The organism is Liquorilactobacillus satsumensis (assembly GCF_964065465.1).
GTDB lineage: Bacteria > Bacillota > Bacilli > Lactobacillales > Lactobacillaceae > Liquorilactobacillus > Liquorilactobacillus satsumensis.
Genome location: NZ_OZ061606.1, coordinates 213,121 through 232,530 on the forward strand (window position 1 = coordinate 213,121; position 19,410 = coordinate 232,530).

The following is a 19,410-nucleotide window of genomic DNA, read 5'->3' on the forward strand; positions in this document are numbered from 1 at the left end:
TGATCTTAGAACTTGGGCTGCTGTCTGGCTGCCAGCGCTCTTTTTCTTAATAAATGAAAGGAACTAGGCAATGAAATTCTTTAAAAATAAGACTTTTTTCCCATTAGTCGCTTTTTGTGTGCCGATGTTGTTATTACTACTACTTTACTCAAATGGTCAAATTTTTCCTTTTGGCAGCCGCTCTGTTGCCAACGAAGACCTCATCAACCAATATGCAGCCACTTTGACGTACTTTAGAAACAACATCTTTCATCCAGAAAATTTATTATATTCATTTCAGCTTTCGCTGGGAGGAAATTTTTTTGCTGTGTTTACATATTACCTTTCTTCACCACTTAACTTGATATCGCTCTTATTTCCCCAAAAAGACATCCTTGCGTTTTTTACCTTAAACATGATTTTTAATATTGGGATGATGGGCCTGACGATGTATCTATTTTTAACAAAATCAATTTGGCTCAATCGGCAGTCTGCAGATTCATTTAAAAATAACGGTACCCAGCAATTTATCACCATTGCGTTGAGCACCTCTTTTGCTTTGACCAACTTCTTTTTAACTTATGCAAACTGCGTAATGTGGTTCAACGCAATTAGCCTGTTCCCACTTGTATTACTTGGTTTGGATCGTCTGCTCAATTGTAATCGACCGCACCTTTACTGGCCTTTTCTCGTTCTTTTATTATTAACCAATTATTACATGGGCATTATCACGGTTCTCTTTTTAATTCTCGTGACGCTCTTATGGATCGCACAGGCATTCCTGCTTGAAAAAAAAGCACTTAAGTCAGTTTTTCTAACTAGTGTGCGTGTCTTTGGCTATACCTTGCTTTCGCTGTTATCTTCTTTAGTTGTCTTTATCCCGAGCTGGCTTGCACAACAGCACGTTTCGCAAGCCCCCGTTAAATATGACTATACTCCTATCTATAAGTCACTTGACGTGCTTGCCGCGCTTTTCCCAGGAACAAGTGTTGGTAGTGCGCCACTCATTTATTCCAGCTTACTTGTACCATTGCTGGTAATTGCCTTCTTCTTTACTAAAAAAATCGGTTCCATTGAAAAAAATATTACCGGTATTTTCCTGCTCTTTATCTTCATCTCAACTTGGTTAAGTACTTTCTACATGTTTTGGCACGGTTTCACAATGCCGAACGGTTATTTTCAGCGTGAAAGTTTTGTGGTAGTTTTTGTGCTGGTCTGTATTGCCTATCGCGCCCTCAAACTCCAAAAATTTGAAGGCAATAGTCATCCGTTGCGCAAATCTTTCTGGGTGCTGACCGGAATTTTGTTCTTTAGTTCATATTTTACCGGATATTTTAATGGCAATATTATCTTATTGACCCTAATCTTCTTACTTTTAGACGTCTTCTTATTAGAGCTCTTTTTCAAACGGAGAAAGTTGTCGCGTTTAGTTCCACTCCTGCTTCTTTTATTAGTGAGCTACGATATTTATGCTGCCAACACCAAGCTTTCGCTAAGCCTCGCTAAAAAAGCGGCGAACTATCCTGCTTTTTCAAGAGTTGTCGCACAAAGCACGCCGGTTTTCAACAAACTCAATTCATTAGATCATGGATTTTTCAGAGTAGCTACAACTTACCAGCTAAATCCGAATGATCCGTTAGAATTCAATTATCGTGGCATGCAAAACTACCTATCACAACAGCCAACTCGATTGACCAACTTCTTATCAGCAGCAGGTTATTTTCAAAAACACAGTTGGCTGCGCTGGAGCTCATATAATAACGGCTCAACTTTAGCGATGGATAGTTTCTTGGGGATTAAGTATGTCGTCGCAAACAACAATCAGAATTTTCAAACCGACATTAAAGCTTCTAAAAGTCTGACAGCGACTAACCCTTTGCGACCACTCTTTTTAAACGATGTTCTCTTCAAACAAAATGCTTTTACCGTTTACCAAAATAAATTGGCTTTCCCATTAGCGTTCAAAACAACGGCTGCAGCCTTTGCATTTGACTTTCACTACAGTACAATGAACAATCCTTTTGTGTTCCAGAACCAAGTTTTTAAAGCTCTTGGTTCTAGTAAAGATCTTTATCAAACACAACAAATTACACGAGCTACAACCCCCAATCAGCTTGACCTACAGTTGAACACAAATTCTGCTGGAAATCTTTATCTATACGTTCCGTCAGCCCAAGAAATGAATCCACCTACTCAGGTAAAAATTTACTGCAATGGAAAATTCATTACAACTGCTTTTGGTGGCAGTCTGTTTGGAGAAAATGGTGTAATTTCTTTAGGCCGCTTTTCCCAAAATACGCCGGTAAAGATCAGCTTAACTGGAGGAAATATTGCTGCACAATTCACGCAGACACCTTTTGTAGCTGTCGAAAATCAAACGGCATTTACTGCTCTTAGAAAAAAAGTAGTCGCAAATAGTGGGCTCAAAGCAATTCAACAACAAGGAACAACGATCTCATTTAAAACTACTAAAAGTTTTAATGGTGGTCCAGTAATGTTATCTTTACCATACGATCAGGGCTGGTCAGCAACAGTTGATGGTCATCCTGTTGGAACAAAAAAAGCCCTTAAAACACTTACTGGGCTCGAAGTTCCTCAAGGTAATCACCACATTGTTCTCCACTATCGTGTTCCTGGATTAAGAGGCAGTTTGCTGATTTCACTGCTATCTTTGTTGCTGCTGTGCCTGCTTTTAACCTCCACGTTTTGGCATAATTGGAAAAAGAAATTGATTAATTAGGTACTGTGTGTCGGCACTTCTTCTTTAACGTGCTCCTCCCAGCAACCTCCTATGCCTAAGCCTGCATTACGCGTAACCAAAACCAGGTTACTTTGTAATGCAGGACTTAGTCTACGGTGGTTGAACGCTGTGTGTCGGCACTTCTTCTTTAACGTGCTCCCAGCACCAGCCTTTTGCGCCTAACCGCAAATTACGCATAGACAAAGCCCGTCTATTTTGCAATTTGATGTTAGTGCTCAAAGTCTAACGGTGCTTGTCGGCACTTCTTTCTTAACGTGCTCCTCCCAGCAACCTCCTATGCCTAAGCCTGCATTACGCGTAACCAAAACCAGGTTACTTTGTAATGCAGGACTTAGTCTACGGTGGTTGAACGCTGTGTGTCGGCACTTCTTTCTTAACGTGCTCCAAAAGGCAGGTTTCCGTATTTAGAGTGAATCACGGTGGTAACAAGTTCAGTTATCACCGTGATTCACTCTAAGTCTCAAAACCTAACGCCTTTTTGCACACTTCTTTTTAGTGACGCTTATGCTTCATAAATGTTACAAAATGAAGCATCGATGCTAGTAAAATGAAAAAAATCACAGTAAAGGAAAGATAGTTGAACCAAAAATTATCTAACGGAATAAAAGAAGCACAGGCTTTTTGCAGCAACATTGTTATTAATGCCATTACAGCAACCATGAAAAATAACTCAAAATATCGTTTCACCGTTTGGTCATCCCTTCTTCGAATCCGATTTATCTTATGCCCTAAATCCAAACATTCTTTCTTTTTCTTAGGCGTTAATGTTTCCATTCCCCAAGTTCCTGTTACCACTGCTTCGCCTATTTTAATCACACCTGCAGCACTCATTACTTTGTCACAGAGCCGTAAAGATGCATCTGTAACACCGCAAATCATATTTTCAAAGCTGCTGGTATAACAATTGGTCAAGCTAATATAGTGTTTATTCTTAAAACTTGCGGGATGCATTGTGCCTGTGTGATCAAATCTGACGAGACGTTGCCGCAGACAATCAAAAAGATTCTTCAGCCTACCGCTTAAGCTTCCCCAATAAGTTGGAGCAGCTAGTACCCAAACATCACTTTCACGCATTTTGCTTTCAATCAAATCCAGTTCGGGATTGGCAGTTCCCGGAACATCTGCTTTAAGCGCAAAATCTTCCAAGTAAATCACCTCAGTTGTGTTGTCAGTTGCAATTCCTTGGAAAACCGCCGCCAACATTTTCGCAGTCACACCGTCTTTTCGCTGTGCACCAAGAATTCCTAACACTTTCATCTTAAATCTGCCTGCTTTCTTAACTTGCTTATCAAAAGAGATTTATTTCGAAAAAAGTACATAAAGAAAAGCATCATGAAAATCCGCTTCTTCACGTAAATAATCGTGTAAACAACATTCGCGTTTAAATCCTGCACGCGTAGCCACTTTTTGACTTTTTTTGTTTCTGCTATCGGTAATCAATTCAAGACGATGCAGTTCTAACTCAGAAAAAGCCACTTCAATAACTTTAGTGAGCGCTTGCGTCATAAATCCTTTTCCCTGGTATTTTTGACCCAACCAGTATCCAACTTGCCCGCGCGCATTTTGCATACTGATTTCATGGATATCAATTGTCCCCGCCGGAGTATCAGCGACACACAGGGTTGCGGACCATAACTTGCCCTCTTGAATCTGACCTAAAGAATATAGAATAAAAGCTTCTTCATCTGCAGGTGATAAAGTTGTTTTAGCCCATGGCAACCAGCGCTGCAGTTCTTTTTGATCATGAGCAATCAACGAGTAAAGCTGATGTGCATCACTTGTTGCCGGTACTCGCAGTGTCAGGACATCGTTGATACGATAACTCTGTTTCATCTTTATCCACTCCTCCATCAGGGGTACAGGGGTATGTACTAAACCTATCTGCTTTTAACCCTCTAACAATAAAATTTACCATAAATAGCTAAGCAAACCAACTTGGAAAAATTTTCGGTCCCTTTACTGTAGGAATAAATTGCAGCCGCATCGGAGTATGCTATAAATCGGTAAAATCTGAGTACTACCTTATGAATTACGAAGAGCATGTTTTTTTGAGAAAACCCGACTGGCAAAATTAAAAGGAGCATGCACTAGCAGTGTAAAAGTGCTCATCTGCCGGCATTCCTCCCTTAAGTTTAGCTCATTAAGCTTGATTAATTTTTAACATTTCAATTAATTGCTTGCAAACGTCAACACTAATTTTCCAACGACATGTTGTGCCTGCTGGAAACGCCGCAAGTTTTCAACATTAAAAGGTGCAACTGCCGCAATTTCAAGGTAGAGTTCGTCCGTTGCTAATTGGTGTAGGACAGCTGCAAGATCTTCCCCGTTTGATTTCATGAAGAAGTGTTCCACACGTGGATCATCCGCATCCGCCACAGTAGAAATCAACTTACCTGTTGATTTAAGGACTGTCAAAGATTTTTGTAGAACACTGCCGCCGATTGGATCAACAATTCTGTCAAATAATGGAACTTTTTTGGTGAAATCTTCTTTACGATAATCAATAACTCGAAGACGTGTATCAAAATTACGTAAAAAGCCAACGCCTTGCCCACTCGCAGTTGTATACAGATCATGAATTCCATGATGCTTAGCGAATTGTAAAACGGCAAAACCAATACTTCCTGCCCCTCCATGGACCAACACGCTTTGACCCGGTTGCAATTCCAAAGCCTTTTCAGTTAATTGATAAGCAGTCTGAACACCTAAGGCAGCTGCAGCAGCTAGTTCATAGCTAACAGTCGCCGGAATCTGCGCTAATTGAGATTGACCAACTGCAACGTACTCTGCATACGAACGCAGATGTGGACTCGCAGCCACTCTGTCGCCAACCTTAAATGCTTGAACCTTATCGCCAACTGCAACAACTTCCCCAGCAACTGAGGAACCGGTAACTATTGGCGGTTGCTGATCTTTCCCCATTAAACCCTGACGAAACTTGACATCATACGGATCAATGGCAACAGCATGCTGTTTAACTAAGACCTGCTTAGGCTTAATCTTTGGACGTGGAGTCTCAACTTCTTCAAAGACATCGACCGCTCCATAATCTCTAATCTGAATTGCAAACATGCATAATCACATTCCTTTCATAAACGTTCCTAACTGTCCAAGACTTCATTCTCCTTCATTATAACGGTTACGAACACTTAATTCACTTTCAAAAGCTCTTACATCAATAGCGTCACTTTTGTGGACACTTCCCCTTGAAAAAGCGAACGTATGTTTGTATAATTGAGATATTAGAAAGTGAGGAACAACCTATGGACTATACCAATGAACCCCATGGCATTTTCTTCATGATTGACAGCAAATCATTTTATGCAAGTGTTGAAAGTGTGGAGCGCGGGGAGAATCCATTAGAAGCGGTGCTAGTTGTCATGTCAGAACAGGAAAATACAAATGGTGGGCTGGTGCTGGCTGCTTCTCCACAAGCTAAGCAGATTTTTGGAATCAGTAATGTTGATCGGCGCCGTGATCTACCTGACGATTCGCGGTTAACGGTTGTTCCACCACGAATGAATCTCTACATTCGCAAAAGCCTGGCTATCAAAAACATCTTTACTCATTTTGCCTCGGAAGAAGATGTTTATCAATATTCAATTGACGAAGCAATTTTGGATGTTACCCATTCATGGAAATTATTTGGCACTTCACCGCTCAAAGTTGCTCAAAAAATTCAAGACACAGTTAGACAGCAAACCGGTATCTACACTAGTGTGGGCATTGGGGAAAATCCTGTTCAAGCTAAGTTAGCTCTCGACTTGTTTGCTAAACATGCTCCGCAATTAATTGGCGAGCTAAACTATCCTAACTTTGCAGAAAAATTGTGGCCTTGTACAGAACTTGCACATGTCTGGAGTATTGGCAAACGAACTGCCCAGCATCTTGAACGGCTCGGAATCCACAGCATCGGAGAGCTCGCACATTTTAATCCTTTTGTTTTAAAAAAAGAACTGGGCATTATTGGTACTCAACTTTTCGCTTTAGCATGGGGGATCGATCGCACCTGTCTTCGTAAAAAGAAAATACCGCACAATCAAAGCTTAGGCAACTCGCAGGTACTGCCGCGTGATTACTGTAAGCAAGCAGAAATTGAGATAGTCATTAAAGAAATTGGTCAGCAAGTTGCTGCCCGACTGCGGCACCGGAACAGGCAGACCGGCTGTATCCGTCTTGGAATTGGTTTTGCACTCAGTGCAGCAACCCAAGATCATAGTGGGTTTGCTCATGAATTAAGTATCCCACCTACTGATGAGACTCAGGTATTGAATACTCAACTGCTTTACCTCTTTCGCAGCTTTTGGCAAGGTGAGCCTGTTAGACATGTTAGCGTCGCCTTTAGCAAACTGAGTTATGGCAGCGGTAATCAGCTGAATTTTTTTGAAGATTATCAAGCACAAGCTAAAAAAATTACCTTTAACCGTTTAATCGATCAAGTTCGTGACCGTTACGGAGTTGGGACACTGATGTATGCAAATAGCTTGCTTAAAGGAGGAACATTTATTCAACGCAATAATTTAGTTGGGGGGCATAACGGTGGTAACACATTTGAATAGTCCACAAAAAGAAGCGGCTTTAATCGTCGAACGTTTGCAAAAGTACTTTAAACCTTATGTTCAGGCGCGCTACACTATTCTCGTGGTCAATAATACTTATGGACATTCATACAACTTTTTTTTCAATGTTTTGCGTCCGCAGCAGCTTACTCGTTCAATTCCACTACGACGGATTACGACCTACCACCTAGAATATTTGGAAGAACTAATTAAGTACATTCATTCTTTAACAGCCTTGACAATTACCTTTAAAAAATTTGGGACTGCACGTTGGCCTAGTAATTTCAAAAGAATCACATTTAACTAGCCGTCCGTTCCTAGTGCAACTTCCTAGACATTCCTACTACTGGCCAACGCTAACAAAAAAGTTGTCCATTACAAAAAAATTACATCATTTATTTTATTTATATTCAACATTATTCTCGCTTTTCGTATTATTATAGTAAAGGGATCGCATTTTAAAAAAGCAGACTTAAATTCACGATAAAAATGCCGATATCCTAAGTTAAAGGGAATGATGACATTGGACAGCTATAAAATGATAAACGTAAATAAGGTATTAAAAGACTTCTATTTAGTCTGTCAACCAGTCGTCAGGGTTCACCATACCCTAATTCTAGATGACGTGGTCGACTACGAAATATTGATCCGTTCAAAGGTCAGTGAACGGTTTCCATATAAAGAATTCAAGTTGCTGACCGCCCATGAAGACACTAATGCAAAGTTTCTTCACTGGTTCGAGCAAAAAATAATTGATATTCTCAATGACTTTAACTCTTATCGCTTCGATATTAATATTGATCCGCAGCAGCTCAGTTTTTTCTCTACGTGGCGCTTCTTTAAAAGAATGGCCCCTTTCCATCAAAACCTTGCTGTTGAAATTACTGAAGCAATTCCATTAGAATCCAAAAGTACTAAGATGCAAAATGACTTGCCGACACTTTATCTCCACCGTCTTAAAAAAATGGGGTTTACCACGGTCATTGATGATATTGACAGTGGTCAAAATACCTTGAAGCTGGTTACAGACAATCTACATAATATTGATCGTATTAAGCTTTCACTTCTGGCCTTTAAGGAACTTGACAGTTCAGTTTTGCTGTCCTTTTTAAAATCTTGGCATCAACTAGCCGACTGCTATCATCTTGAACTTGTAATTGAAGGAATTGACAACATTGAAGACGTGGCAGCATTAGTAGACAATGATTTTCTTATCCAACAGGGCTTTTATTGGCAAAAACCGGAAGTTATTACATTAAATAAAAGTTAAGCAATTGCGCTTATGACTGCTTTAGTTTTCGGACAGGTTTCGTTTCTTGGTAAAGCTTTGTTACTTTTCTTTCCATAATGTAGTATTTAGTGTGAATTTTAATCAATGATAATCTTTTCTTTACTCAATAATAACCAAAATAATTTTTAACCGGTATTTTGTCTTGTATAATGAAATAAAAATTACACACACTACTGCCGCTTATTGAGAAAGAAGGTAACTAATGTTAAAAACAGGTGATCTAGTTTTTGTAACTGCCACTGCAGATGAACTTGCCAAAACAATCGGAGCAAGTACGCAACTTAATAAGGGAAAAAACAACTTACCAAGTTATTCGCATGTCGGCTTGATAGAGGTCACGGACCATGGGGAAAAATTTGTGCTGCATGCTACTTCAAAAGGCGGTTGTATTCGTGAAACCTTATCCGGTTTTAAAAAACGTGTAGCAGAGCACTGCGACTTTTATCGTCTTTCTCCACGTTATCATTTTGATCCTTCTACGGTGCTTCGTGCAGCTTATTCTTTACTAGGTTCTCCTTACAACTTCAGTTTTGCGCCAACTGCTCCAGGCTTTTACTGTGCAGATTTTATCTATACTATCTTTCCGACTGGTATCTTTAGCCTAATCCCAATGACTTTTGGACCAAATCATACAGTACTCCCCTTCTGGCATGACTATTACCAAAAACTAGCAGTTAAAATTCCAGTTGCTGAGCCGGGAATCAATCCAAATGAAATGCTGCACCAAGTAGAAATGTTTACGGTTTTTGAGTAATGTAAACTTAAACCTGATCTGCTGTTTAAAATAATGTCTAGCTTGGAAAACTACGTGTCGGCAGTCAAAAGATATGCCGCAAGAGGCATTTAACATCGTAAAGCATAACAAAAGGGAGCTATGACAAAAGTTAAATTTTGTCGCAGCTCCTCTTTTATTCTGGATAAACGTGTTCCATAAGTCAAAGTTCTCCGTCTAACTTCGAATTACTCATCGCAAAGTACTTGCTATGTTCGTAATTTCGAGTTAGCACTCGAATTTCCCCGACTTATGTCACACTCTCTTTAGTTTACTTTATAGTCTATTAGTTAGTATGTTGCCCGTGCTTACCTTAATTCTTCTCCAGAATTCAAATCATAAGTATGCCACTGTCCGTCTTCTTCGAGTACTGAACCACCCTTAACTTGGATTCCATTAGACCTGAAGTAGAGTTTCTGTCCTCTAATTGTTTGTTTGCCTGTAACGGCTACTCCATCAGCACCAAGGTATAACCATGAACCATCAGCTAATTCACCAAAATCATTTTTAACTTGAGTTCCATCTGCATTAAAGTACATTGTCTGTCCGTTGATGACCTGTTTACCTGTAACGGCCACACCATTTCCATCTAAGTATAACCATGAGCCATTTGCTAATTCTTTAAAGTCATTCTTGACTTGTTTGCCGTCTGCGTTGAAGTACAAAGTTTTTCCGTTAATAACTTGTTTGCCTGTAACAGCTACCCCGTCGCCGTTCAAGTATACCCATGAACCGTCGGCTAATTGCTTGAAGTCATTTTTGACTTGACGACCGTCTGCGTTAAAGTACAAGGTTTTTCCATTAATAACTTGTTCGCCTGTAACAGCTACACCATCGCCATTCAGGTATACCCATGAACCATCGGCTAACTGCTTAAAGTCATTCTTGACTTGTTTGCCGTCTGCGTTGAAATACAAAGTTTTTCCGTTAATAACTTGTTCGCCTGTAACAGCTACCCCGTCGCTGTTCAGATATACCCATGAACCGTCGGCTAACTGCTTAAAGTCATTCTTGACTTGTTTGCCGTCTGCGTTGAAATACAAGGTTTTTCCGTTAATAACTTGTTTGCCTGTAACAGCTACCCCGTCGCCGTTCAAGTATAACCATGAACCATCGGCTAACTGCTTGAAGTCATTTTTGACTTGACGACCGTCTGCGTTGAAATACAAAGTTTTTCCGTTAATAACTTGTTCGCCTGTAACAGCTACCCCGTCGCTGTTCAGATATACCCATGAACCGTCGGCTAACTGCTTAAAGTCATTCTTGACTTGTTTGCCATCTGCGTTAAAGTACAAGGTTTTTCCGTTAATAACTTGTTCGCCTGTAACAGCTACCCCGTCGCTGTTCAGATATACCCATGAACCGTCGGCTAACTGCTTAAAGTCATTCTTGACTTGTTTGCCATCTGCGTTGAAGTACAAGGTTTTTCCGTTAATAACTTGTTTGCCTGTAACAGCTACACCATCGCTGTTCAGATATAACCATGAACCATCGGCTAACTGCTTAAAGTCGTTCTTGACTTGTTTGCCGTCTGCGTTGAAGTACAAGGTTTTTCCGTTAATAACTTGTTCGCCTGTAACAGCTACCCCGTCGCTGTTCAGATATAACCATGAACCGTCGGCTAACTGCTTAAAGTCGTTCTTGACTTGTTTGCCGTCTGCGTTGAAATACAAAGTTTTTCCGTTAATAACTTGTTCGCCTGTAACGGCTACACCATCGCCATTCAAGTATAACCATGAACCGTCAGCTAACTGCTTAAAGTCGTTCTTGACTTGTTTGCCGTCTGCATTAAAATACAAAGTTTTTCCGTTAATAACTTGTTCGCCTGTAACAGCTACCCCGTCGCTGTTCAGGTATAACCATGAACCATCGGCTAATTCTCCAAAGTCATTCTTGACTTGACGACCGTCAGCGTTGAAATACATCGTTTGCCCATTGATATTCTGCTTACCAGTAACCGCTACTCCGTTTTCATCAAGATACAACCACGAGCCATCCGGTAATTCTCCAAATGAATTTACGACCATATTGCCAGTTATTCCATCAAAATATCTTAACTTTCCATCACTGTCTTTAGCAGCATTTCCTTTAACCTGAATTCCGTCAGTATCAAAGTACTGGGTCACAGTCTGTCCGTTGACCGCTGTAATTTGGGTCAATCCCTTTGCCATCGTGCCATCTTTGAAGAAATATCTCCAATTGCCATTAGAATCTTGATAATATTGATCTAGAATCTGTTTTCCGGACTTGCTGTAATAATATTCTTTAGTACCATCAGCAAAATAGGCATCCTGTAATTCAATCCCATTTGGCTGTCAGCAACGGTTGTAAAATGTTGGAAAATACCGATTAGAAAATGTCGGTTTTCCAACATTTTTTTACGGTAAAATAAACGCATCTCAAATTTGGAGGAACTGAAATGCGTTTAGATGTTGAGCAGTGTGTCCAGCAATATATTATGAACAAAATAAAGCCCAACTTCGCTGAAATTGGTCGGCGATACGGTGTTGATCCACGAACGGTAAAAAGATACTACAATTTAGGGCTTACGCCCCCAGATGAGCAGCCACAACCCTTACGGCGGCCGAGTAAACTTGACGATTATCGAAAAACGATTGAAGAAAAGGTTCTAGAAGGCTGTTCGGCAACGGCAATTTATTACTTTATCAAAGAACGTGGCTATCAAGGAAAGCAAAGTATTCTCAGAGACTATTGTCGAACCATCAGAAAAGCCGCAACGAAAAAAGCCACTATCCGGATTGAAACCTCGCCAGGGATTTCAGCCCAGGTTGATTGGAAAGAAGATTTAACGTTGGTTTCTCGGCATGGAGAGATTGTCAAAGGCAACATCTTCTTATATGTTTTAGGGTACTCGCGAATGAAATACATGCAATTTACCTTCAGTCGCAGCCAAATTACCTTTTTTGATTGCTTAACTAATGCCTTTTGGGCAACCGGGGTGTGCCGAAAGAAATCTGGTTTGACAACCAAAAGGTTGTCGTCGATCATCATAAAAGTAATTTTGGTAAGCCGGTATTTAATGAAACCTTCGTTGAATACGCTAAGGACGCTGGTTTCAAGCCAATTGCTTGTCGACCGTTTCGGCCACAAACCAAAGGAAAGGTTGAGGCGCTGGCCAGAACTACTCAGCGAATCAAAGTTTACAACCATGAGTTTGAAGAGCCGCTAGACTTAGCCGAGATCGTCCATTTGACGTGTGATCAGCTGAATCATGAGAAGTCTCAGGCGACTCAAATTCCGCCTTATTTATTGCTTGATAAAGAAAAAGAGTATCTCCAGGATTTTGATCACGACTTACTCGATGCCTATGCCAGCCAAACCATCGCAAGGAAAGTTAGCAAGGAATCAATGATTGTCTTTCAAAATCGGAAATACTCCGTCCCCATAAGATATATTGACGAAACCGTACAAATTAAACACGATGACAATACTCTATACATTTATTATAACGGAGAATTAATTCGTTCTCACCCTATTTCACTGAAAAGATTTACTTACCTTCGCGATGACATGGAAGAGATTGTCCGATCAGACCTTTATAAGAATCGTGATGACCGAGTCATTGATGATTACGTCGACCGAAACCTGAAGATGTTTGATGAAATGGAGTGAGAAAATGGCCAATTACCAAGCTTTATACACCAACCTTAGACAATTAAAGTTAGATCGTTTCGCCGAACATTTAGGCTACCTATTGGATCATCAAGATGAAGCACCCAAGTCCTTGAGTGATGCCTTATTCGAATTGACAACGGCTGAGCTTAAATACCGGGAACAAAAAAAGATTAATTTGAGAATTAAACTAGCCCGCTTTCCATATGAAAAAACGTTAGCTGACTTTGACTTTAGTTATCAACCGGGAATTAACCAAGGGATAATTGAGGACTTGGGATCACTAAGATTCACCCAAGAGAATCAAAACGTTTTGTTTATCGGCACCTCCGGTGTCGGTAAAACTCACCTAGCCACCGCCATTGGAATTGAAGGGTGTAAACAAGGAATTTCAACGCAGTTTATTCGATGTAGCGACCTCATCAACAAGCTTCAAACAGCACAAGTTCAAGGCCGGAGCGAAGAAGTGCTACGCCGGTATGCCCGTTTTCAAATTCTAATCATTGATGAGATTGGTTATCTTCCAATTGAGTCAGTGGGCGCTAAGCTGTTTTTTCAGTTAATTGAAAGACGATACGAACGGAAATCAACCATTATCACCACTAATATTCCGCTTTCTAAGTGGGGAAACACCTTTTCAGATAAGATGTTAGCTAACGCCATTTTAGATCGCTTGGTTCATCACGCTAAAGTTATCCGAATCACTGGTCGATCATATCGAATGAAAGATCATTTAATTGAAAAGAAGGATAATTCCGGACCTGATTTATCAGGTTTCAACGCACAAAATAAAGAAAGGAGCAGTGAGACACTGTAAACTTTATCGGTAAAAAACAGCATTTTTTAATCGGCAAAAAACTACATTTTCACATCGGCGTTGACATTTGGCAAGAAATAGTAATTATAACCATTTATTTTATCTGCACCTGTTACCATGTACCCATTATTATCAAAATAATACCAGTTGTCGCCATCTTGAATAAAAGTATTTTTGGCTTGGTAACCACTCGTTGAATAAAATTTTGTTCTGTTCTTACTGTCAACTACAAAACCTGTACTTGCTTTTTTTCCTTGTAATTGTTTAGGTAGAAAACTTTTATTGCTGGAGACACTGAAGTACTTATTCGTTGCCCAGTCTTTCAAAACATACCATGCTCCACGACCTTGAATATTAGAGCCATTGAAATATTTAGCTGACCATTCAGTGATTTTTTCATTGGGATTCATGGGTTGTCCGGTTGAGATTTGCTTGGTTTCAAACAAATCTGGATAAAGCTGTTTAATTCTATCTAAGAATGCGCCCCCATACATTGCCTGATATTGACCACCGCCAACAGTATGAGAATCATAGAGCGTATTATTAATAACTGAATCTTGGTTGGATACTCCAGAGCCATTTGTGCGTACAGCAGTTACAATCTCTTCACCTGGAAGATTATAGATTTGATCTGGAACCCAGTCGTTAATTGCCTGAATTCCTTGGGCATGCAATGCTTTGATGGCGCTCAGAAGTTGTGCAACCGTCCCATATTTAGTTGGTGTATTATAACCAACATCATAGCGATCAGTAAATGCATACCCATTTTGAACAACAGAGTCTAAGAAGCTAGCATCCGTACTTGAGCGGTATTGCGGTGCTAACTCAAAACTTGTAATGCCTAAGTCCTTAAACAACTGTGCATTCTGCGCAATCTTGACATTGGTATACTCCGCTGTTTGTGTCGGCATTGCTTGAAAATTCGAAAATCCTTCAAAAATCACTTGCGAATCTAAAGCTGCATTAGAATGATAAGTTTTCCCGTCTGTTGAAGTAGCAGTGCTGCTGGCAGTGCGCGCATCTTGGGTACTGCTTGCTCCCACTGGAACCCAGGCGGCTAAGTAACCCGAAACCTGCGGATCACTGACTCCAAAAATCGAATCGCGCTTGAAGATTAACTGCCCTAAGTCGTTGGTGTACACTACCGGGGCCCCATCATCAGCAGAATAAACCTTTAGGCCTTCTTTAGTAGTCAGCAAAAGTGCGCGATAGGCTTGGTTTCGATGAGCTACACCCATGTTAACAACAACTTGATCACTTTGACTTAACTTCAAGTCTGGATTATTGCTTAAGACGACTGCCATTCCTTGAGTCCGTGTATTAGCATCACCGGTGGAGCTGGCAGATAGCGCATCTTTGCCGTAACGTACCGAAGTTAATACTCCACGGTAACTGCTACTAGCCATGCTGTTGTCCCCTTGTACATATTGAATTCCCATATTCTGACCACCAGAAACATACTTGACTCTGGCTTTTAACAAGGCTGTTAATGCATCGTAATATGGAGAATGAGTTGCCATATATTGACCATCATCAGTAAACAAATCACCATAATAAACTCGTGGAACAACATCCTTATTCGTTAATAAAAGTGCATAAGACGAGGGAATGTTGTATGCGGTATACTTTTTATCAGCCTGCAACTCATCTTGATTGTAGATCTTAAAGGCTTGTGCAATTTCAGCTGAAGTGACCGTTAAGCCATCTGAATCAGGATTAATTTTGTCTTTAATAATCTGTGCAATAACAGTCTGAACTTCACTATCATGTGCGCGAATAAAGGAATAGTTAGGTTGTGCAACATTTTCAGTTGAATTATCGCCAGTTCTATTAACCAAACTGTATGTTAATTCTGGTTCTAAACCACTTCTCTCATTGGTTGGCATATTTAGTGAGTATTTGACTGCCAAATGACTATGAAAATCCATTGTTAATTGGTTATTTCCATGTTCTTTAACATAATCAGCATCACTGCTCTCCCAATCTTCTAAAATTGACAAATGGTTATTCGCATTTGAATCACTTTGATTGGTTCCATATGCATCCTTAAAATAGTCACTCGCAATTTGCAGTAAATCGGCATCAACATTATCGACTGCATCGACGCGATAACCATCAAAGTTAGCACTTGAGTCATTGCCAGCAATGGTTCCGATATTCATCATATAATACAGCCAGTTCAGCTGTTCTGCCTGGACCACAGGATTTGAGTTATCAACATCGTTCGCTAAAAGCATTTCATAACCGCCTTGATTCTCGGTACTCGGAATCTGTCCTTCCTGATTCTTAGGCGTGCGGTTAAGCAATCTTGAATCCGAATTTGCAGCAGGAGTTAGGCTGCTGTTAACATACAACAAAGCCCCGCCTTGCAGATGATCGGTCCCTTTTGATTCACTTTTAATATTCCAATTAGGCTGTGCATCTACAAACTGTGTGATTTCAGTTTTTAGCCAATCAGTATTCCCCGCTAAGCTAATCTTTTTTTCGATATTTGCCTGAGCTGACAGAGCCTCATTAGTCAAAAAGGCCTGTGTGCTGGTGTTGGAAAGGCTGACACTATCTTCCAATAACCCCGCCTTTTGCATATATTCCAAATATGCCAATTGTGTATTCTTATCAGGCCACCACGTCATCAACAGTGGTCTAAAGTCGGTTGTTGTTGAAGCCGTCCAAGTCGTACCATTTTTAAGAATATCTTTTGGCCGATACCAACTTTCAGCTGTTAGATATCCATCAACTTGTGTGAAACTATCTGTAGTTGTCGAATATGCAGCATTGTGCTGATTCCCAATATTAACCAAGCCATTAGTATATTGCTTATCATTTGAAGCCAGCGCACCAGTATCCTTATCAAAATAAAGTACTTGTCCATTAATAACAGCAGTAAAATTCTTTTTTACTTGCCCATCATCCCCCACAAAATAGGTTTTCCCATCAATACTTTTAATGTGAGTATCACTAGCAGAAAGGCTTTTAGTTTGCGTTGCAGCTGCCTGTGCCTGATCATTCGTGTTTTGCTTAGTTGTAGCCTGTGTTTGACCAGTTGTATTCTGCGTTGCAGTTGTTTGTGTCTGATCATTTGTAGTTTGCTTAGTTGTGTCCTGTGTTTGACCAGTTGTATTCTGTGTCGCAGCTGTCTTTGTTTGATCATTCGTGTTTTGCTTAGTTGTGTCCTGTGTTTGACCAGTTGTATTCTGTGTCGCAGCTGTCTTTGTTTGATCATTCGTGTTTTGCTTAGTTGTGTCCTGTGTCTGGCCAGTTGTATTCTGCGTTGCAGCTGCCTGTGCCTGATCATTCGTAGTTTGCTTAGTTGTGTCCTGTGTTTGACCAGTTGTATTCTGCGCCGCAGCTGCCTGTGCCTGATCATTCGTGTTTTGCTTAGTTGTAGCCTGTGTTTGACCAGTTGTATTCTGCGTTGCAGTTGTTTGTGTCTGATCATTTGTAGTTTGCTTAGTTGTGTCCTGTGTTTGACCAGTTGTATTCTGTGTCGCAGCTGTCTTTGTTTGATCATTCGTGTTTTGCTTAGTTGTGTCCTGTGTTTGACCAGTTGTATTCTGTGTCGCAGCTGTCTTTGTTTGATCATTCGTGTTTTGCTTAGTTGTGTCCTGTGTCTGGCCAGTTGTATTCTGCGTTGCAGCTGCCTGTGCCTGATCATTCGTAGTTTGCTTAGTTGTGTCCTGTGTTTGACCAGTTGTATTCTGCGTTGCAGCTGTTTGTGTCTGATCATTCGTAATTTGCTTAGTTGTGTCCTGTGTTTGACCAGTTGTATTCTGCGTTGCAGTTGTTTGTGTCTGATCATTTGTAGTTTGCTTAGTTGTGTCCTGTGTTTGACCAGTTGTATTCTGCGTTGCAGTTGTTTGTGCCTGATCATTTGTAGTTTGCTTAGTTGTAGCCTGCGTTGTTACTTGAGCTTGCTTAGTTCCTAAGACTGAATCAGCTTTGATATGTGCACCAAATGTACAATTGAGTCCCAATCCCAATGCAAGTGCAACTTCAACCGTGACTAAATATCTTTCAGACTTACCTAATCTAGATTTTCGTGTATCTATTCTATTCATATTTTTAATTTGCCCCCAAGTTATATGGCTAAACACGTGTAAAATGCTCCATAAAAAGTGCTAAACGTTTGACATTTCGTTCGATAGCTAACACAACGTTTAATAAGTTATCACGAAGGTAATAAATTGTCAATTTTTAAAATAAAACATTGTAATATAAAATCGGCCTTTTTACATCACCAAAAAAGCGCTTTATAAATTCAAAACGCTTTTTTTAAAAAAATAAATTAATTATTTTTTTGTGATTATCTAAATTATATTTTGAAATAATTTTTCAAAAGTTTTCTAAAAAAATAAAAAAAAGCCCCATTTTGACCACTTATTCCGCTAATAACGAAATAATTGATCAAAATGGAGCATAAGATAGTTCTTCAGTAATTAGAATTTGAAATAAAATACTAAAATACCACTTTGAATATAATCACAAAAATTAGATATTTACTCTGAAAACAAAAATCACAGCGTATTCGTTACTCACTCAAATTTTGTAAAAGGCCGGCAAACAAACAACTTTTTTAAATATAATTTATTTTATATTTAGTGAAACTGACTTAAAAGCCCGGTTTTTATTCTGCAAAACGTTTACCATACTATTCGTTTCAATATTCTTTTTGATAATCTACAACATTGCGCAAATGTGTCCCTGCGAAATACCTGCGTAAATTATCAACAAACAGCGGATACAACGCCACTCTAAAATGCTGCATTAATCCAGAAATATGAGGAGTCGCAATAACTTGCGGCGAACGCCACAATGCTGATGAAGCTGGTAAAGGTTCATGTTCAAAAACATCCAGATATGCGCTGCGTAGATAACCTGTCGCCAGCATTTTCTGCAGATCACTAGTCACAACCGTAGTGCCGCGACCAACATTGATGAAAGTATAACCAGACGTAAACTTCTGCAGGTGTTTTTCATCAAAGAAATGTGTAGTTGCTCCCGTCCCCGGTAAAATATTAATGACATAATCAGTAACCAAAAGCTCATCTTCCGCTGCAAACTGTTGCATAGTAATCACATCATCAAAAAGGGCACTTAAATGCTCATCAGACCCATGCCGATTAATTCCCGTAACATGCATTCCAAAGAAACGGCAATAACGTGCAATTTCTTGCCCAATATGTCCAGTCCCAAAAATGATTACTCTTTGACTCGCAGTCTCCAAAACAGCTGGTTCAATCCACTGGCCTGGTTCTTTGATTACCGGTCGTAATCCTCGGTTTTCAATCAGCAGATAGGCGCTTACTGTTTCTGCAATATAGCGCGAATGCAACCCAGAAGCATTGGTAAGTGTAATTCCCAAACCTTCCAGCTGCCGTAATGGAAAATAATCCACCCCTGCAGACTTTGCCTGAATCCATTGTAATTGCTCATTCTTCAAAATAGTCGCTGCCAAATCTGCCTTCCAACCAAGAATAATTTCTGCATCACGACAATCTGCTGGATCTGTAGTAAAAGTTGCAGTTGGAAACTCACTTTTAAGTTGCTGCAACTGTTCTGTCTTAGGTTCAACCAATAACAAAACTTTTGTCATTTTTA

The 19,410-nt window shown here is 40.0% G+C and carries 11 protein-coding genes and 2 pseudogenes; 7 read left to right on the forward strand and 6 right to left on the reverse strand.

What is annotated here, in order from left to right; translation table 11 throughout:
* Positions 1 to 70 precede the first annotated feature (70 nt).
* Positions 71 to 2,719 carry a YfhO family protein gene (locus AB3Y88_RS01035; protein WP_261909583.1) on the forward strand — a complete coding sequence of 883 codons (2,649 nt, stop codon included), beginning with the start codon at positions 71 to 73 and terminating at the stop codon, positions 2,717 to 2,719.
* Between the two features lie 513 nt (positions 2,720 to 3,232).
* On the opposite strand, the gene AB3Y88_RS01040 is transcribed toward AB3Y88_RS01035, so the two are convergent.
* The 3 genes from AB3Y88_RS01040 to AB3Y88_RS01050 form a co-directional block, all read right to left on the reverse strand.
* Complete coding sequence (locus AB3Y88_RS01040; protein ID WP_056960731.1) at positions 3,233 to 3,997, reverse strand: NAD(P)H-dependent oxidoreductase; 765 nt, start codon at positions 3,995 to 3,997, stop codon at positions 3,233 to 3,235.
* Positions 3,998 to 4,039: 42 nt separating this feature from the next.
* Entirely contained in the window at positions 4,040 to 4,573 is a 534-nt protein-coding gene (locus tag AB3Y88_RS01045; protein WP_056960730.1) for a GNAT family N-acetyltransferase, read from the reverse strand.
* Between the two features lie 336 nt (positions 4,574 to 4,909).
* Positions 4,910 to 5,812, reverse strand: coding sequence for an NADP-dependent oxidoreductase (locus AB3Y88_RS01050; protein ID WP_228888117.1), 903 nt, complete (start codon positions 5,810 to 5,812; stop codon positions 4,910 to 4,912).
* 191 nt (positions 5,813 to 6,003) lie between these two features.
* On the opposite strand from AB3Y88_RS01050, the gene AB3Y88_RS01055 reads away from it, so the two are divergent.
* The 4 genes from AB3Y88_RS01055 to AB3Y88_RS01070 all read left to right on the forward strand — a co-directional run bounded on the left by AB3Y88_RS01055 (position 6,004) and on the right by AB3Y88_RS01070 (position 9,344).
* Entirely contained in the window at positions 6,004 to 7,299 is a 1,296-nt protein-coding gene (locus AB3Y88_RS01055; protein WP_228888118.1) for a Y-family DNA polymerase, read from the forward strand.
* Positions 7,280 to 7,606, forward strand: coding sequence for a hypothetical protein (locus tag AB3Y88_RS01060; protein ID WP_054757088.1), 327 nt, complete (start codon positions 7,280 to 7,282; stop codon positions 7,604 to 7,606). Before AB3Y88_RS01055 ends, AB3Y88_RS01060 begins: the two co-directional genes overlap by 20 nt.
* 231 nt (positions 7,607 to 7,837) lie before the next feature.
* The gene (locus AB3Y88_RS01065) at positions 7,838 to 8,569 is read left to right on the forward strand and encodes an EAL domain-containing protein (RefSeq protein ID WP_228888119.1); all 732 of its coding nucleotides are present in this window, start codon (positions 7,838 to 7,840) and stop codon (positions 8,567 to 8,569) included.
* A 223-nt stretch (positions 8,570 to 8,792) separates the two neighbouring features.
* Positions 8,793 to 9,344, forward strand: a complete 552-nt coding sequence (locus tag AB3Y88_RS01070; RefSeq protein WP_054757086.1) for a YiiX/YebB-like N1pC/P60 family cysteine hydrolase — start codon at positions 8,793 to 8,795, stop codon at positions 9,342 to 9,344.
* A 326-nt stretch (positions 9,345 to 9,670) separates the two neighbouring features.
* Here AB3Y88_RS01070 and AB3Y88_RS01075 read toward each other — a convergent pair whose 3' ends face one another.
* Positions 9,671 to 11,665, reverse strand: a complete 1,995-nt coding sequence (locus AB3Y88_RS01075; protein ID WP_367293439.1) for a hypothetical protein — start codon at positions 11,663 to 11,665, stop codon at positions 9,671 to 9,673.
* Positions 11,666 to 11,781: 116 nt separating this feature from the next.
* Here AB3Y88_RS01075 and istA point away from each other — a divergent pair.
* Together istA and istB are read left to right on the forward strand one after the other, a co-directional pair.
* Positions 11,782 to 12,995: pseudogene (gene istA / locus AB3Y88_RS01080) on the forward strand (IS21 family transposase).
* On the forward strand, positions 12,982 to 13,812 hold the full coding sequence (istB, locus tag AB3Y88_RS01085; protein WP_313819558.1) for an IS21-like element helper ATPase IstB: 831 nt from the start codon (positions 12,982 to 12,984) through the stop codon (positions 13,810 to 13,812). Before istA ends, istB begins: the two are co-directional and overlap by 14 nt.
* A 65-nt stretch (positions 13,813 to 13,877) precedes the next feature.
* On the opposite strand, the pseudogene AB3Y88_RS01090 reads toward istB, so the two are convergent.
* A pseudogene (locus AB3Y88_RS01090) lies at positions 13,878 to 17,084 on the reverse strand (glycoside hydrolase family 70 protein); the annotation flags it as partial.
* 1,385 nt (positions 17,085 to 18,469) lie between these two features.
* Positions 18,470 to 19,405, reverse strand: a complete 936-nt coding sequence (locus tag AB3Y88_RS01095; protein ID WP_228888121.1) for an NAD(P)-dependent oxidoreductase — start codon at positions 19,403 to 19,405, stop codon at positions 18,470 to 18,472.
* Positions 19,406 to 19,410: the final 5 nt, after the last annotated feature.

Excerpts from the sequence above, each read along its gene's own strand:
- AB3Y88_RS01095 (WP_228888121.1), bottom strand. The coding sequence starts at position 19,405 with ATGACAAAAGTTTTGTTATTGGTTGAACCTAAGACAGAACAGTTGCAG.
- istB (WP_313819558.1), top strand. The coding sequence starts at position 12,982 with ATGAAATGGAGTGAGAAAATGGCCAATTACCAAGCTTTATACACCAAC.
- AB3Y88_RS01055 (WP_228888118.1), top strand. The coding sequence starts at position 6,004 with ATGGACTATACCAATGAACCCCATGGCATTTTCTTCATGATTGACAGC.
- AB3Y88_RS01045 (WP_056960730.1), bottom strand. The coding sequence starts at position 4,573 with ATGAAACAGAGTTATCGTATCAACGATGTCCTGACACTGCGAGTACCG.
- AB3Y88_RS01065 (WP_228888119.1), top strand. The coding sequence starts at position 7,838 with ATGATAAACGTAAATAAGGTATTAAAAGACTTCTATTTAGTCTGTCAA.
- AB3Y88_RS01040 (WP_056960731.1), bottom strand. The coding sequence starts at position 3,997 with ATGAAAGTGTTAGGAATTCTTGGTGCACAGCGAAAAGACGGTGTGACT.
- AB3Y88_RS01070 (WP_054757086.1), top strand. The coding sequence starts at position 8,793 with ATGTTAAAAACAGGTGATCTAGTTTTTGTAACTGCCACTGCAGATGAA.
- AB3Y88_RS01035 (WP_261909583.1), top strand. The coding sequence starts at position 71 with ATGAAATTCTTTAAAAATAAGACTTTTTTCCCATTAGTCGCTTTTTGT.
- AB3Y88_RS01050 (WP_228888117.1), bottom strand. The coding sequence starts at position 5,812 with ATGTTTGCAATTCAGATTAGAGATTATGGAGCGGTCGATGTCTTTGAA.